Here is a 16,160-nt window from a genome sequence, read left to right on the forward strand (position 1 = left end):
CGAGTACAAACCATACTCGCTGCGAAATAGCTTCTATACCGCCTGTGCGGTTAACTGCTTGAGTAATCTATCCATCGCTCTGTACCCTAACGCTTCTGCAAGATGCGTTCGTTCAATCGCTGCTGAGCCCTCCAGATCAGCAATCGTCCGCGCAACTTTGATAATCCGGTGATAGGCACGAATCGATAACCCAAGACGATGCAGCGCATTCTCTAAAAATTCCGCATCGGATTTTTGTAATGGGCAGAAAGCTTCAATTTCTCGGCTCCCCAGCAGGGCATTTACCTTACCACTGCGTTGCAACATACTCTCTCTGGCTAAGTTGACCCTTTGTTTTACGACGGAGGTTGGCTCACCTCTATCACCTCCTTCAGCTAACGTACCTTTCGGCAGTGCAGGAATCTCTAACGACATATCAAATCGGTCAAGCAACGGCCCTGATAATCGACCAAGATAACGCAAAATCGCCTGTGGATTTGTGCGAGATTGGTTACCTTCGTAATAACCCGTAGGGCTCGGGTTGAGCGCTCCGATCAACTGAAATCGAGCCGGAAAACGGGTTTTACCCTGCGCACGTGAAATAATGATCTCCCCCGACTCTAATGGCTCCCTTAAAGAGTCGAGTACTTTGCGATCAAACTCTGGCATCTCATCCAAAAACAACAGTCCATTATGCGCCAATGAAATTTCACCGGGTCTAGGCACTGAGCCTCCCCCGACCAATGCCGCCATTGAACTAGAATGATGCGGGCTGCGCAGCGGGCGTGTTTTCCAATTATGTTCATTGATTTCACTTTGAGTTAGCGACGCTACTGATGCCGTTTCCATCGCTTCTTCATCGGTCATCTCAGGCAATAAATCACACAGTCGTGAAGCCAACATGGTTTTACCCGTTCCGGGAGGGCCAAGAAAAAGTAAGTTGTGATTACCTGCCGCCGCTATCTCTAAGGCACGTTTACCTTGTTGCTGCCCAATGATGTCTTGCAGATCTCGACCATGCTTTTCGACGACATTACGCTTTGGTGCTTGGTGTAATTCCAACTTATGCTGACCACAAAGCTCAGCGCACACTTCCAGTAAAGACTGCGCGGATTTATGTTGTTCTTTCCCCACCAAAGCGGCTTGATCACCGTTGGCATGGGGCACAACTAAATGACGCTGACTTTTATTTGCAGCCAGCGCGGCGGGTAAGACGCCTTTTACGGGCCTTAATCCGCCAGAAAGTGCCAATTCGCCAACAAATTCGTAGTTTTTAAGCTTATCTGTCGCGATTTGCTCTGAAGCGGCTAAAATTCCCAATGCAATCGGTAGATCGAAGCGCCCACCTTCCTTGGGTAAATCTGCTGGGGCCAAATTTACCGTGATTCGCTTGGCAGGAAATTGGAAGTTGGAATTAATGATCGCACTGCGGACACGATCTTTAGATTCTTTTACTGTTGTTTCTGGTAGACCGACGAGTGTAAAGCCCGGCATCCCATTGCTGATGTGGACTTCCACGCTTACCGATGGCGCTTGCACACCCACACTTGCTCGACTATGAATGATTGCCAGCCCCATAATTTCCTCAAATTTTTGTACGCTATATAAGCAGATGTTTTCTATATGGATATGTTATATAGCCTGTCCAGATGGGTACTTAATGTGAAAAAAGAATGACTTTTTGCTTGTCATGCAGCAGATTTGTGTGTTACCACTAGTGACGCAAACATTTTCGTAGAACATTACACAATACTTTTTAACGAAAAAAGAACGACAGACAGATGAACATATTCGCTCACATCAACTCACTGCTAGCCCTGATTATCGTGGTCATTATTGACTCCGCGCGGGGGAATGTGGGCGAAAAATAACCACAAATTACAAAAAACCCCCGCACTGAAAAGTCCGGGGGTTTTTTTACAACTACATGTTGTCATCTGTCTAACTCTTAGACAGCTTAACGGGAAGAATGGGAGTGCACATGAAGTGCGAAACACATGGCGATAGCTACGAGCCACAACGTAGCAAAGGAGGTTTACGATGACCGGTGCACAACTTGTCGTAGCCGCTTTAAGACAGCAAGGCATCGAGACGGTGTTTGGGTATCCTGGTGGAGCCATCATGCCAATCTACGATGCGCTATATGATGGTGGTGTAGAACATATCTTATGCCGTCATGAGCAAGGGGCCGCAATGGCCGCTATAGGAATGGCCCGCGCGACACAAGACGTAGCAGTTTGTATGGCTACTTCTGGACCTGGTGCCACCAATCTTGTTACTGGCCTTGCCGACGCCTTCCTAGATTCCGTGCCACTTGTCGCCATTACCGGTCAGGTTGCCAGTTCTCATATCGGTACCGATGCTTTCCAAGAGATGGATGTGATCGGTATGTCCCTCTCTTGTACCAAACACAGTTACCTAGTGACTGACATCGAAGACCTTGCCCCAACGCTTGCCGAAGCGTTCGAAGTAGCGAAAACCGGCCGCCCAGGTCCAGTTATTGTCGATATCGCTAAAGATGTTCAACTTGCTCAAGCACCAACTGAACTTCTGCCTCCCTGTGTTCCACCAGCCATCCCACAAGTCCGCGATGAAGACATCCAACGCGCACAAGAAGTTCTCGCCGCTTCAACTCGCCCTGTTTTGTACGTAGGTGGCGGTGTTCAACTTGCTAAAGCAACAGATGCCGTTCGTGAGTTTCTACGCCTAAACCCTATGCCAGCAGTAAGCACTCTGAAAGGACTGGGTACCATTGAACGCCATGACCCACACTACCTTGGTATGTTGGGTATGCACGGCACTAAAGCAGCCAATCTTGTTGTACAAGAGAGTGACCTTTTGATTGTGGTAGGAGCACGTTTCGATGACCGAGTAACGGGTAAGCTTGATACATTCGCACCCCATGCCAAGGTCATTCATATCGACATCGATGCGGCAGAGATACACAAACTGCGTCATGCAAATGCGCCATTGCGTGGTGACATCAATACCATTCTTCCTCAGTTAGAGTTAACACAAGATATCTCACCATGGGTTCACCACAGTGAAAGTCTACGTAGCGGTTTTAAATGGCGTTACGACCACCCAGGCGAGTTAATTTACGCTCCTCTGTTACTTAAACAGCTGTCTGACATGATGCCGGACAGCTCGATCGTGTCGACTGACGTAGGTCAGCATCAGATGTGGGCAGCGCAACATATCCAACCGCGTAACCCACAAAACTTCATCACTTCTGCTGGTCTAGGTACGATGGGCTTTGGCTTACCTGCTGCAATGGGCGCTGCTGTCGCACGTCCTGATGATCAGTCTATCCTTATTACAGGTGACGGTTCATTTATGATGAACGTGCAGGAGTTGGGCACGCTGAAGCGTCGTCAGATTCCAGTAAAGATTGTCCTCCTTAATAACCAACGTCTTGGCATGGTTCGCCAATGGCAGTCGCTGTTTTTTGACGGCCGCCATAGTGAAACCATTCTTGATGACAACCCAGACTTCGTGATGCTGGCAAAAGCATTCGATATCCCGGGTAAAACCATCACCAAGAAAGAAGAAGTCGAACCGGCTCTCAAAGAGATGCTAGAAAGTAAGACTTCTTACATGCTTCACGTTTTAATCGATGAAGAAGAGAACGTGTGGCCATTGGTGCCACCAGGCGCATCCAACAGTGACATGTTGGAAAATACTTAGGAGACAATCACATGGATAGATATTTACTCGACATCAAAGCCGATGACAAACCGGTACTGTTAGAGCGCGTTCTTCGTGTGATTCGTCATCGAGGCTTTGTGATCAAACAAGTTGCGGCGACGCAAAACCACGAAAGCAAAGTCGCCAGCGTAGAGATCATCGTCGACAGTGATCGACCAATCTCGTTCTTGGTTAATCAAATTGAAAAGTTGTGGGATATCCGTACCGTCGAGGTACTGAAAATTCGCAATGACGAACTCCCAAATCACAACCTACAACAACACGTGAGCGCATAAGGAAGGCAATAAATGGCAACGAAAACCGCAGACTTCATTTGGTTTAATGGTGAGATGGTTCCATGGGCAGAGGCAAACGTACACGTTTTGACTCATGCGATGCACTACGGCACCTCTGTTTTTGAAGGCGTACGCTGTTACAACACACCAAAAGGACCAATTGTCTTCCGCCATCGTGAGCATGCACAGCGTTTAAAAGACTCCGCAAAAATTTACCGCTTCCCTATCCCTTTCTCTGTAGAGGAAATCATGGAAGCAACACGCGAAACACTTCGCCAAAACAAACTCGATAGCGCTTATATCCGTCCACTAGGTTTTGTGGGTAATGTTGGCTTGGGCGTATGCCCGCCAGTAGGCACTGAAATGGAACTCATCATTGCTGCTTTCCCTTGGGGTTCTTACCTAGGTGAAGAAGCGCTAGAAGCTGGTGTTGATGCCATGATCTCTAGTTGGAATCGTGCAGCACCAAACACCATCCCAACTGCGGCTAAGGCAGGCGGTAACTACCTATCTTCACTATTGGTGGGTGGAGAAGCTCGCCGTCACGGTTATGACGAGGGCATCGCACTAAGTGTCGATGGTTATCTATCTGAAGGGGCGGGTGAGAATATCTTTGTTATCAAAGATGGTGTCATCATCACGCCACCAGCAACCAGTGCGATTCTACCAGGTATTACTCGTGATTCGATCATGACGATTGCACGCGACAAAGGCTATGAAGTACGTGAAGCAAACATTGCTCGTGAAGCACTTTACCTTGCCGATGAAGTTTTCATGACTGGTACCGCAGCTGAAGTTGTACCAGTGGCAACCATCGACAAAATTGAAGTGGGCACCGGTAAACGCGGCCCAATCACTAAAGAACTGCAAGCGGCCTACTTTGGCCTATTTAACGGCACCACGGAAGACAAGTGGGGCTGGTTAGACTATGTGTACCCAGAACAGAAGTAAGAAGGATTAAGAAATGCCAAAATATAGATCAGCTACCACCACACATGGTCGTAACATGGCGGGTGCACGTGCTCTTTGGCGTGCTACTGGCGTAAAAGATGAAGACTTCGGTAAACCAATCATCGCCGTTGTGAACTCATTTACTCAATTTGTTCCGGGTCACGTACACCTAAAAGACATGGGTCAATTGGTTGCCGGTGAAATAGAAAAAGCCGGCGGCATCGCAAAAGAATTTAACACTATCGCAGTCGATGACGGCATCGCAATGGGCCACGGTGGCATGCTTTACTCACTGCCTTCACGTGAACTGATTGCCGACTCTGTTGAGTACATGGTGAATGCGCACTGTGCCGATGCAATGGTGTGTATCTCTAACTGTGACAAAATCACTCCGGGAATGATGATGGCTGCAATGCGCCTAAACATTCCGGTTATTTTTGTTTCAGGCGGTCCTATGGAAGCAGGCAAAACCAAGCTTTCAGATCAGATCATCAAACTAGATCTTGTTGATGCAATGATCCAAGGTGCCGATCCAACCGTTTCTGATCAACAAAGCGAACAGATCGAACGCAGCGCCTGTCCAACATGTGGATCATGCTCAGGCATGTTTACCGCAAACTCGATGAACTGTCTAACAGAGGCATTGGGTCTGTCTCAGCCAGGTAATGGCTCAATGTTGGCGACTCACGCTGACCGCGAGCAATTATTCATTAACGCAGGTAAACGCGTGGTTGAACTAACTCGCCGTTACTACGAACAAGATGATGAGTCAGCCCTACCACGTAATATCGCTAACCGCGCAGCCTTCGAAAATGCAATGGCACTGGACATCGCAATGGGCGGCTCTAGCAATACGGTTCTGCACCTGTTAGCAGCCGCACAGGAAGGTGAAATTGACTTCGACATGAACGACATTGATGAAATGTCTCGTCGCGTTCCACACCTCTGTAAGGTGGCACCGTCAACGCAGAAATACCACATGGAAGACGTGCACCGTGCTGGTGGTGTCATGGCGATCTTGGGTGAACTTGATCGTGCAAACTTGCTAAACGGCAATACACACACAGTGCTTGGCATGACGATGCAGCAACAACTTGCTGAATACGACATCATGCAAACGGAAAACGAAGAAGTCCTTAAGTTCTTCCGCGCTGGTCCTGCGGGCATCCGAACAACTCAAGCCTTCTCTCAAGATTGCCGCTGGGATCGCCTTGATGACGATCGCGTAGACGGTTGTATCCGTTCAAAAGAAAACGCCTTTAGCCAAGAAGGCGGCCTAGCCGTTCTGTCTGGCAACATCGCAGTGGATGGCTGTATTGTGAAAACCGCTGGCGTAGATGAAGAAAACCTTAAGTTCCAAGGTCCTGCAATCGTCTTTGAAAGCCAAGACTCTGCTGTTGATGGCATTTTAGGTGGCAAGGTAAAAGCGGGTGAAGTGGTTGTTATTCGCTACGAAGGTCCGAAAGGTGGTCCGGGCATGCAAGAAATGCTTTACCCAACCACGTACCTAAAATCGATGGGCCTTGGTAAGTCTTGTGCGCTACTGACAGATGGTCGCTTCTCTGGTGGTACATCAGGCCTCTCAATTGGTCACGCCTCTCCAGAAGCAGCCAGTGGCGGTACTATCGGCTTGGTTCAAAATGGCGACATCATCACCATTGATATTCCTAGCCGCTCTATCTCACTGGATGTTTCAGAGGAAGAGCTTACTGCACGTCGAGCAAAACAAGACGAACTAGGCTGGAAGCCAGCGAACCGTCAGCGTGAAGTCTCTTTTGCTTTGAAGGCGTACGCAAGCATGGCAACCAGTGCTGACAAAGGTGCAGTGCGAGATAAATCTAAGCTCGAGGGCTAGCTTTATGAGTCAACCCTTTCCCTTAAAACAGGAAAACCAGTCTGGTGCAGATTATCTGCGCCAGATCTTGCGCGCTCCTGTGTACGAAGTGGCAACCGTCACCCCTTTACAAGAGATGCCGCGCCTTGCTGCACGCATTGGTAACAATGTGCAGATCAAACGTGAAGACCGTCAACCAGTGCACTCGTTCAAGCTACGTGGCGCCTACAATATGGTGGCAAGCCTATCCGAAGCGCAAAAAAACGCGGGCGTGATTGCAGCATCAGCAGGTAACCATGCTCAAGGTATGGCTCTCTCTGGTACTAAACTTGGTATCCGAACGACGATTGTTATGCCAAAGACAACACCAGACATCAAAGTGGATGCGGTACGTGGTTTTGGTGGTAATGTCGTTTTGCATGGCAGTAACTTTGATGAGGCAAAAGCCGAGGCAGAGCGTCTATCCGAGTTAAACGGGTACACCTTTGTCCCTCCCTTCGATCATCCACTGGTGATTGCAGGTCAAGGCACCATCGGCATGGAAATGCTGCAACAAAATGGCCACCTTGATTATATCTTTGTCCCTGTCGGAGGTGGTGGTTTAGCTGCTGGCGTGGCGGTACTCGTCAAGCAACTGATGCCCGAAATCAAAGTCATTGCGGTTGAGCCGGAAGATTCTTCTTGTTTAAAGGCTGCATTAGATGCAGGCGAGCCCGTCGTGCTCGATCAAGTCAGCATGTTTGCCGATGGTGTTGCGGTAAAGCGCATTGGTGAAGAAACTTTCCGTCTATGCCAAAAGTACATTGATGGCCATATTGCGGTCTCTAGTGATGAAATCTGCGCAGCAGTCAAAGACATCTTTGAAGACACGCGCGCGATTGCAGAGCCCTCAGGTGCGCTTGCTCTAGCGGGTTTAAAGAAGTTTGCTGAGCAGAACAAACTAGAAGGCAAAAACCTTGGTACCGTGCTGTCTGGTGCGAATACCAACTTCCATGGTTTGCGCTACGTATCAGAACGTTGCGAATTGGGTGAAAAGCGCGAAGGTTTATTAGCAGTTACGATTCCAGAACGTCAAGGCGCTTTCTTTGAGTTCTGCAACTTGATTGGTGGTCGAGCGGTCACTGAGTTTAATTACCGTTACAACGATGATGCTTTGGCAAATATCTTTGTTGGTGTTCGTTTGCAAGGCGGTCAAGAAGAGTTGGAAAATATCATTCGCGATTTACGTGATGGTGGTTACCCTGTGGTTGACCTGTCCGATGATGAAATGGCGAAGTTACACGTACGCTACATGATTGGCGGTAAGCCGTCTAAACCACTCAAAGAACGTCTGTATAGCTTTGAGTTTCCAGAATACCCAGGTGCGCTACTTAAGTTCTTAAGCACTTTAGGTACTCATTGGAACATCAGCTTGTTCAACTACCGTAATCACGGTGCCGACTACGGACGCGTTTTATGTGGTTTCGAGTTAGATGAAAGCGACTTAGCTCAGTTTTCCGCGCATTTACGCGAACTTGGCTATCAATGTAAAGACGAAACGGACAACCCGTCTTATAAGTTTTTCTTGTCGTAGCCGACATCAAGTTATACAAAAATCCCTCGCCATGACGAGGGATTTTTTATTAACGTTGAATCAATGCGATTTCCACCGCATCTGGCTCTGGCGTCTTAAACTCGCTGTATTGTTGATAATTAACGACGCGGTCTCTGCCTTGGTCTTTCGCAAGGTACAGCGCCTTATCCGCCATCTTCACCAGTCCCTCAATATCCGAAGCCGGTTCTGGATACGTTGCGACACCAATCGAGACACTTAACTGACCTAGCGACAAACCTTTGTGCTCTAGGTGTAAAGCACGGATCTGATCCACTATGTTCTGCGCATAATCCGTTGCCGAAGCCATATCGCAATGTGGCAGAATCACGGCTAACTCTTCCCCGCCTAAACGACAGGCTGTTTCATCTTCAGAGACGGTGCGTTTCAATAGCGCGCTGATCTCTTTCAATACGTAATCACCGGCATCATGACCAAAATTGTCGTTAAAGCGCTTGAAATGGTCGAGATCAAGCATCAATAGCGACATGGCTTCTGTGCTGGTCGCTGAGTTGTTTACGTGCTCCGTGAGCTTTTGCTCGAAGAAACGGCGGTTGTACAACCCCGTTAACGGATCGCTCAACGCCTGAGAACGTAACTTCTCTTGGAGACTCAAGTTCGCTAATGCTAAGCCTAAATGTTCCGCCACGCTGTACGACAACTGCATGGTCATCTCATCAACTTCAATCTCACCTTGGCCAAAATACAAATGCATGATACCGATGGTATTGCCGTGTGCAGTTAGAGGAATACACAGCGTCTGGTTATTTTCGATCGATGCCATATGTTCACAAGTTAAGTTATGGAATGACTCAATCGATAAGTGACTGCGACCTTTACGCAGTGACCAGCATTCATCAGGAGCAAATGAGCGACTTCCTGGCCAGCTATCCCCCCAATCTAGTTGCGTGACTAACTGGTTTCTTGAAGAGCGCATCAGAGAAATACTGCCATTCACCTTACCCAAAATACGAGGGACGATATCCTCTACGACCATCTGAGCTTCAATCAAATTGTTACATGCTGCCAGCATATTGGCTAAACGATGCATTAACTCAATTTCCAATGTACGCTGACGAATGCGCTCATCTTGTTTTTTCTGCTCTTCGGATACTTTATGGATGATTTGACGATGGCTGAAAATCGAGGTTGCGATAAGAAAGCCAATACTCAGTACCACCATGGCACCTAAGATCGCCATCAATTGTGATGTCATGGTTTTCAAATGATGCATCGGTACGGCGAGTACCACGACGAACTCTTGAGAATCGATAACAACCTTGCGTGATACGTAAAACAGATCAACAGACAACACTTCACTAAAGCGTACGTCGTAGCCAGCCCCATTCTCCCAAGCTTGGACAAATTCAGGTCGGTCGCTGTGACTTTCCAGTCCAATTAAAGCGCGGTCTGACAGCGCAGTATCTCCGACAACGGTGCCCTGCCCATCAAGTACTTGAATACGAGCATCTGCATCGGCTTGCGTTAAGTCACCGATATAATCATCGATATCAGAATCGTGAGCGAAGCTCGGAGCATCTTCCTTAATTTCATAGATAACATCGGTAAGCAGAGATTCCGTTGTTCGCTGCACAGAATCATGCACTGAACGCTCAAGCGTTATATAAAACCCGTATAACCCCACCAACATAAACACAGACAATGTGATGATCGGTAAGATTTGCCATTTTCTATCCACTAATTTTGACATAATCGTTCATCCTAAATTTACCGAACTTTGTTTCGATTTTTAATGAATTGACCACATTGTCAACACGTGTTTCGGTCAATTTTCAATTTTATGAATGTTGTAGCCAATCTCGATGAAGTTGACTTGACGAGCCAAGATAATCCACCATCCATTGAATCAACTTATGGTTATCGTCCTTACGCCACACCAAACAACACTGGCTCAGCGGCTTATCATCCGGCAGCACTTTTTCTACCAGTACACCATCATTAATAAGTGGCATCGCAATATGTCGTGGCATGTATCCCACGCCAACCCCATTTTTTAGACACTCAATCGCACTGTACCAATTAGGTAAAAGCAAACGTCGTTGTTTCGGATAATGCCCAGTGTGACGTTTTGGCAAGACGTTTGACGTATCATCTAAGCAAATAGCCGGAAATTTACTGACAAATTCTTCGGTAAGTATCTGCTGACGAACGCAAGGATGAGCCGGAGACATTACGAATGCCCAATCGAGTACGCCCATATCTTTGACTTCAAAATCGCCACCAACAGGAATTGCAGAAGTAGCACCAACCACGATATCAGCTCGTTCCTGAGCGATAGCCTCCCAAGAACCATTAAATACTTCCATGTTGATTTGCAGCTCTGCAAATTCAAACTCTCGATAAAAGTCTTCAACCAAAGGTTTGAGCTTGTCGAGCTTGACCACGTTATCCAACGTGAGCTTCAACGTTGATTGCCAGCCATGAGCTGCACGTCGAGTTTGCGCTTTCACTTCAGCCATCTGTCTCAATAATAAACGCGCTTCAGCAATAAAAAGTTCTCCCGCTGGCGTGAGTTCTACCTTTCTCGGCAAGCGGCGAAACAGCACCACATCCAGTTCTTGTTCCACTTGACGTACGCCATAACTGATCGCCGACGGCACCTTATGCAACACTTCGGCAGCCGCAGTAAAACTGCCCAAGCGAGCAACCGTATCGAGCATCTCCAACGAAGATTTTGAGAACATGAATATCGACCCTTCAAAAAATTTGATTGATAACCAATAATTTTAGCGTTTTATTTTCTTAAAATCGAAAAATAGAATGGCGAGGTAAATAAATCAGGGTTAGCGCTAACTGATACTGAACAATAAATGATTAAATAATTTGATTGGTTGAATCATGAAAATCTCAAAACTACAGCTTGTTTATCTCGCAGCCTTATCAATGCTCGGCTTTATTGCTACCGATATGTACTTACCGGCATTCAAAGCAATGGAAATCGATTTTGCTACAGGCCCTGAACAAATCGCACTTTCTCTGACCGTATTTCTTGTTGGTATGGCTTTTGGTCAGTTGATGTGGGGCTTGGCTTCAGACAAATTTGGACATCGTAATACGTTGGCCGCAGGTTTGGTTCTGTTTACCATAGCCTCATTTGGTCTCGCGTTCAGTGAGCAAGTATGGCAACTACTCGCACTGCGCTTCGTTCAAGCGATTGGTGTTTGTGCTCCTGCGGTGATCTGGCAAGCGATGGTGATTAAACGTCACTCTAGCCAAAGCCAGCAAATTTTTGCCACCATTATGCCTTTGGTTGCGCTATCACCAGCACTCGCACCTCAATTAGGTGTGTTATTGGCAGACAGCTTTGGCTGGCACAGTATTTTTGTTGCATTGACGCTAATGGGTGTACTACTCGTTGTAGCAACTATGGCTCAGAAAGATGAAAAAGTAGAGGCAAAACAAACCAGTATGTCTTCAGACATCAAATCACTACTAGGTTCTAAAGCTTACCTAGGTAACGTGTTTATGTTTGCTACTGCGTCTGCGGCTTTCTTTGCTTACTTAACCGGTATGCCTGAGATCATGTCTCAACTTGGCTATGAAGCGAAGGACATTGGTTTAAGCTTTATTCCACAAACTATCGCCTTCATGGTGGGTGGTTACTTAGGTAAGGTTGGCGTTCGCAAATACGGTGACGAGAAGATTCTGCGTCAGTTGATTGGCCTGTTTAGTGTTGCTGCACTGCTTATCTTCGCTGCGTCACAATGGCAACTGACCTCTATCTGGCCAATCCTAGCGCCATTCTGTTTGATTGCGGTTGCTAACGGTGCACTTTATCCAATCGTAGTAAACCGCGCATTAGCAAGTGCTCAGCAAAGTCCTGCTACGGCTGCTGGCCTACAAAACAGCCTGCAAATTACCGTGAGCAGCCTATCAAGCGCACTTGTTGCAGCAATGGCGAGCCAAGCTCAAATGGTGACCGGTGTTGCGATTGTGATTTGTATGGGTGGTCTGTGGATGGGTTACATTCTATCTAACCGTGAATTGTCTCAGCACTTCACGACACCTGACAATGCTCGTGTGGTGAGTGAAGACGAGCTTTAAAACACCTTCAAACTCAGTCTATAAAGCAATAAACAAGAGCCGCACTATGCGGCTCTTTGTTTTTCTAGGATAGCTAAGAGCAAGAGCTTACATACTCTTCAAGCCCCATTTTTCAGCAGTTTGCTTAAAGAAGCCTTGAGTCTTCTTAAGCTCAACCCAGTGGTTGATGTAATTTATCCATACTTGGTCATCTTGAGGCAAGAGCATCGCAATTGGGGTTGGCTTGCGCGGCTCTTTGACTGGAACAATCGCCAACTGTTTAAACTTCTCCACCAGCGTGGCCGCTTCTACGTTTGATGTTACCGATACGTCGGCACGGCGAGCTAGCAATTCTTGGAAGTCACGTGCTGGCGCTTCAATCACAATATGCTGCGCAGATGGAAAGAAGTCTTTGACCAACTTCTCTTGAACCGTTCCCAGCGTCGCTGCTACTTTCACATCTGGCTTATCGAAGTCTGCCCAATCAGAGAATTTTGCTAGATCTTTTTTTTGCACCACAGGTACAAACGCAAGATAAAAATACGGTTGGCTATAACCTGCTACTTTTGCGCGTGACATATTCAATGACGCGCTACCTGTAATATCGTATTTGTTGGCCGTGATACCGTTAACCAGTGTTTTCCAATCGGTCGCAACGTATTCCACCTTAACGCCCAGATCTTTTGCAAGCTCAGCGGTGACATCGATATCAAAACCACGATAACTATTGGTCGCAGGATCTTTCATCGTCATCGGGTTCCAATCCCCTGTCGTCCCTACACGTAAAACACCTTTGTCCAATATATCTTGTAGACGACTTTCTGCATGAGCGACTTGAGTTATCGCAAGCAGGCACATTCCTAGCGCAAGCAACGTTTTTTTCATTTTCTATTCCCTTAAAAGAATGAGAGTGGGAGATATTCCCTTTAATTATTAACCATTAGTACGGCTTCATTGATAACATAGCAGCAACAAAGGAAGTTTTTTAGTCAGTTCAGGGAGTAATTGTGAACTATAGACATCTGTGCCTCGTTTCATTGCTTTTTCTCACCGGTTGCTCTGACTACCAATGGGGCTGGTATGTTCTTGATCCATCGACCGAACAAGGGCTGACAAACATCAGATTTCTGGTCGCAGGCTTTAATGACACGATCCAAGTGTCATTGCTCAGTATGTTGTTTGCGATGACGATTGGATTGCTCATCGCCCTACCCGCGCTCTCTGACTCTCCAATACTCAAGTGGATAAACCGTGTTTATGTGGAGGTGATCCGCTCTATTCCTGTTTTGGTACTGCTGCTTTGGGTGTATTACGGTATGCCGACGCTGCTAGACGTATCACTGAATCATTTTTGGGCAGGTGTGATTGCGTTAACCATTGCAGAAAGTGCCTTCATGGCAGAAGTATTTAGAGGCGGGATCCAAGCTATCAGTCGTGGCCAACATGAAGCAGCAGAGTCACTTGGATTAAACTATTGGCAAAAAATGCGTTTGGTGATTCTTCCCCAAGCTTTCCGACAAATTCTCCCTCCACTGGGGAATCAATTCGTTTATATCCTTAAAATGAGTTCGTTGGTCAGCGTAATAGGTTTAAGTGACTTAACGAGACGGGCTAATGAATTGGTCGTGAATGAGTACTTGCCATTAGAGATCTATACGTTTCTCGTCTTAGAGTATTTGGTACTGATTCTTTTGGTCTCTCAAGCGGTGCGCTGGTTAGAGAAGCGCATAGCGATCCCAAGTCACTAAACTCTATCTTTCACAACACCAGATACAACAAAGCCGCTCATCAAGAGCGGCTTTGCTTTTTTGAAGTAAGCGAATTAAGCTTACTTTTTCTTAACTGGACGTTGCCAACCGGTAATTTTGCGCTCTTTCGCGCGAGAGATCACAAGCTCACCTTCAGCGACATCTTTGGTTAACGTAGTACCCGCACCAATGGTTGCACCATCCGCAACTGTCACTGGCGCGATAAGTTGGCTGTCTGAACCAACGAAAACGTCGTTGCCAATGATGGTCTTGAACTTGTTCGCACCATCGTAGTTACAAGTGATGGTACCAGCACCGATGTTAGTACGTTGACCGATTTCTGCATCACCTAGGTAAGTTAGGTGGTTCGCTTTAGAGCCTTCACCGATACGCGCGTTTTTCACTTCTACGAAGTTACCCACGTGAGAGTCGTTACGCATCTCTGCGCCAGGACGTAGGCGTGTGAATGGGCCAACCGTACATTCTTCACCAACGGTTGCACCTTCAATTACGCTGTATGGGCGAACGATGGTGTTATCGTCGATTTCACAATCTTTTAGAACGCAGCCTGTACCAATCACTACGTTATCACCCAGTGATACTTTACCTTCGATGATTACATTCGCGTCGATTTCACAGTCCATACCACATTGCAGTTCACCACGTAGGTCGAAACGCGCTGGGTCGCGCAGCATAACGCCTTGTTCTAGCAGTTTCTGTGCTTGCATTGATTGGAACGCACGCTCTAAACGAGCCAGTTGAGCACGATCGTTAACACCTTCCACTTCAATCGCGTTTACTGGGTGCACTGCCTCTACCGCACGACCTTCATCGTGTGCGGCCGCGATAACGTCAGTTAGGTAGTATTCACCTTGTGCGTTTTCGTTATTTAGACCGGCAAGCCAGCGCTTCAGGTCACCGCCTGTCGCCACCAACACACCAGTATTACATTCTTTGATGAGCTTCTGCTCTTCTGTCGCATCTTTTTGCTCAACGATCGCCACAACAGGGCCATTTTTACGGATGATACGACCGTAACCCATTGGGTTATCAAGCATGACGGTTAATAGCGCGATGCCGCCCGTAGGTTGTGCATCAAGCAAGTTTTCAATCGTTTCAGCTGAAATCAGTGGAACATCACCATATAGAATCAGTACTTTTTCATCGTCTTCAAACTTTGGAGAAGCTTGATCAACTGCATGACCCGTACCTAACTGCTCAGCTTGCAGTACCCAATTAACCGGTTCTTCAGCAAGCGTCTGATGCATTTGGTCACCACCGTGACCATAAACTAAATGGATGTTTTGTGCGCCTAGGCCAGTACATGTATCGATAACATGTTTTGCCATTGGCTTCCCTGCTAAAGTGTGAAGCACTTTAGGCATGTTCGAATACATACGGGTACCCTTACCCGCAGCTAGGATCACAGCACTGAATTTCATGATTAACCTATTGACGTTTTAGTTTTAATTGGGCGTTATTTTAAACACCTTGAAGGGAATAGTTAATGGCGGGATGTAAATTTCCTACTAAAATTAATCAAAAAGGCGACCAAATGGCCGCCTTTTTCATGCAACGTTGCTAATAGAGCTTAGCGACGCTTTTTGGTCAGCTCGATAACTCGTAGCTGAGCAATGGCTTTAGCCAGTTCACTGGCCGCTTGTGCGAAGTCCATGTCGCCATGCTGATTCTGGATTTGCTCCTCAGCGCGACGCTTGGCTTCTTCTGCCTTCGCTGCGTCTAGATCTTCACCACGAATCGCTGTATCAGCCAGTACTGTAGCAGTACCAGGCTGAACTTCGACCATACCACCAGAGACATAAATGAACTCTTCGTGGCCGTGCTGTTTCACAATACGCACCATACCAGGCTTAATAGCGGACAGGAGCGGAGTGTGGCCGTGGAAAATACCCAGCTCACCTTCGCTACCGGTCACCTGAAACGTTTCAACGCGACCTGAGAAAATGCGTTTCTCAGCGCTTACTACGTCTAGGTGAAAGGTTATTGGTGCCATATCGCCTCCTAGTTAG

At 47.1% G+C, this 16,160-nt stretch carries 13 protein-coding genes; 7 read left to right on the plus strand and 6 right to left on the minus strand.

What is annotated here, in order from left to right:
• Positions 1 to 33 precede the first annotated feature (33 nt).
• The gene (locus BCT11_RS22435) at positions 34 to 1,557 is read right to left on the minus strand and encodes a YifB family Mg chelatase-like AAA ATPase (RefSeq protein WP_102389329.1); all 1,524 of its coding nucleotides are present in this window, start codon (positions 1,555 to 1,557) and stop codon (positions 34 to 36) included.
• 462 nt (positions 1,558 to 2,019) lie between these two features.
• Between BCT11_RS22435 and ilvG the strand changes: the two genes are divergently transcribed.
• Genes ilvG through ilvA form a run of 5 tightly spaced genes read left to right on the plus strand, consistent with a single transcriptional unit; the run spans position 2,020 to position 8,320 of the window.
• Entirely contained in the window at positions 2,020 to 3,666 is a 1,647-nt protein-coding gene (gene ilvG, locus BCT11_RS22440; RefSeq protein WP_038870177.1) for an acetolactate synthase 2 catalytic subunit, read from the plus strand.
• 11 nt (positions 3,667 to 3,677) lie between these two features.
• The gene (ilvM, locus tag BCT11_RS22445; RefSeq protein WP_005440786.1) at positions 3,678 to 3,962 is read left to right on the plus strand and encodes an acetolactate synthase 2 small subunit; all 285 of its coding nucleotides are present in this window, start codon (positions 3,678 to 3,680) and stop codon (positions 3,960 to 3,962) included.
• A gap of 12 nt (positions 3,963 to 3,974) precedes the next feature.
• Positions 3,975 to 4,913, plus strand: a complete 939-nt coding sequence (ilvE, locus tag BCT11_RS22450; RefSeq protein WP_039975997.1) for a branched-chain-amino-acid transaminase — start codon at positions 3,975 to 3,977, stop codon at positions 4,911 to 4,913.
• Between the two features lie 13 nt (positions 4,914 to 4,926).
• Positions 4,927 to 6,768, plus strand: coding sequence for a dihydroxy-acid dehydratase (gene ilvD / locus BCT11_RS22455; RefSeq protein ID WP_038870179.1), 1,842 nt, complete (start codon positions 4,927 to 4,929; stop codon positions 6,766 to 6,768).
• 4 nt (positions 6,769 to 6,772) lie between these two features.
• The gene (gene ilvA, locus BCT11_RS22460; RefSeq protein ID WP_038870180.1) at positions 6,773 to 8,320 is read left to right on the plus strand and encodes a threonine ammonia-lyase, biosynthetic; all 1,548 of its coding nucleotides are present in this window, start codon (positions 6,773 to 6,775) and stop codon (positions 8,318 to 8,320) included.
• 49 nt (positions 8,321 to 8,369) lie between these two features.
• Here the strand turns inward: ilvA and BCT11_RS22465 are convergent, their stop codons facing one another.
• A complete protein-coding gene (locus BCT11_RS22465) occupies positions 8,370 to 10,049 on the minus strand; it encodes a sensor domain-containing diguanylate cyclase (RefSeq protein WP_102389330.1) in 1,680 nt (559 codons plus the stop codon).
• Positions 10,050 to 10,137: 88 nt separating this feature from the next.
• On the minus strand, positions 10,138 to 11,043 hold the full coding sequence (punR, locus tag BCT11_RS22470; RefSeq protein ID WP_038875201.1) for a DNA-binding transcriptional activator PunR: 906 nt from the start codon (positions 11,041 to 11,043) through the stop codon (positions 10,138 to 10,140).
• 154 nt (positions 11,044 to 11,197) lie between these two features.
• Here punR and punC point away from each other — a divergent pair, with 154 nt between their 5' ends.
• Positions 11,198 to 12,403, plus strand: coding sequence for a purine nucleoside transporter PunC (gene punC / locus BCT11_RS22475; RefSeq protein WP_038870183.1), 1,206 nt, complete (start codon positions 11,198 to 11,200; stop codon positions 12,401 to 12,403).
• 87 nt (positions 12,404 to 12,490) lie between these two features.
• Here punC and BCT11_RS22480 read toward each other — a convergent pair whose 3' ends face one another.
• Complete coding sequence (locus BCT11_RS22480) at positions 12,491 to 13,267, minus strand: transporter substrate-binding domain-containing protein (RefSeq protein WP_102389331.1); 777 nt, start codon at positions 13,265 to 13,267, stop codon at positions 12,491 to 12,493.
• Positions 13,268 to 13,389: 122 nt separating this feature from the next.
• Between BCT11_RS22480 and BCT11_RS22485 the strand changes: the two genes are divergently transcribed.
• Positions 13,390 to 14,130: an amino acid ABC transporter permease gene (locus tag BCT11_RS22485; protein ID WP_038870185.1), complete on the plus strand. Its 741-nt coding sequence runs from the start codon at positions 13,390 to 13,392 to the stop codon at positions 14,128 to 14,130.
• Positions 14,131 to 14,210: 80 nt separating this feature from the next.
• Here BCT11_RS22485 and glmU read toward each other — a convergent pair whose 3' ends face one another.
• Complete coding sequence (gene glmU / locus BCT11_RS22490; RefSeq protein WP_102389332.1) at positions 14,211 to 15,572, minus strand: bifunctional UDP-N-acetylglucosamine diphosphorylase/glucosamine-1-phosphate N-acetyltransferase GlmU; 1,362 nt, start codon at positions 15,570 to 15,572, stop codon at positions 14,211 to 14,213.
• Between the two features lie 149 nt (positions 15,573 to 15,721).
• Entirely contained in the window at positions 15,722 to 16,144 is a 423-nt protein-coding gene (locus BCT11_RS22495) for a F0F1 ATP synthase subunit epsilon (protein ID WP_005429758.1), read from the minus strand.
• Positions 16,145 to 16,160: the final 16 nt, after the last annotated feature.

The organism is Vibrio sp. 10N.222.52.B12 (genome assembly GCF_002875385.1).
Classification (GTDB): Bacteria; Pseudomonadota; Gammaproteobacteria; order Enterobacterales; family Vibrionaceae; genus Vibrio; species Vibrio jasicida.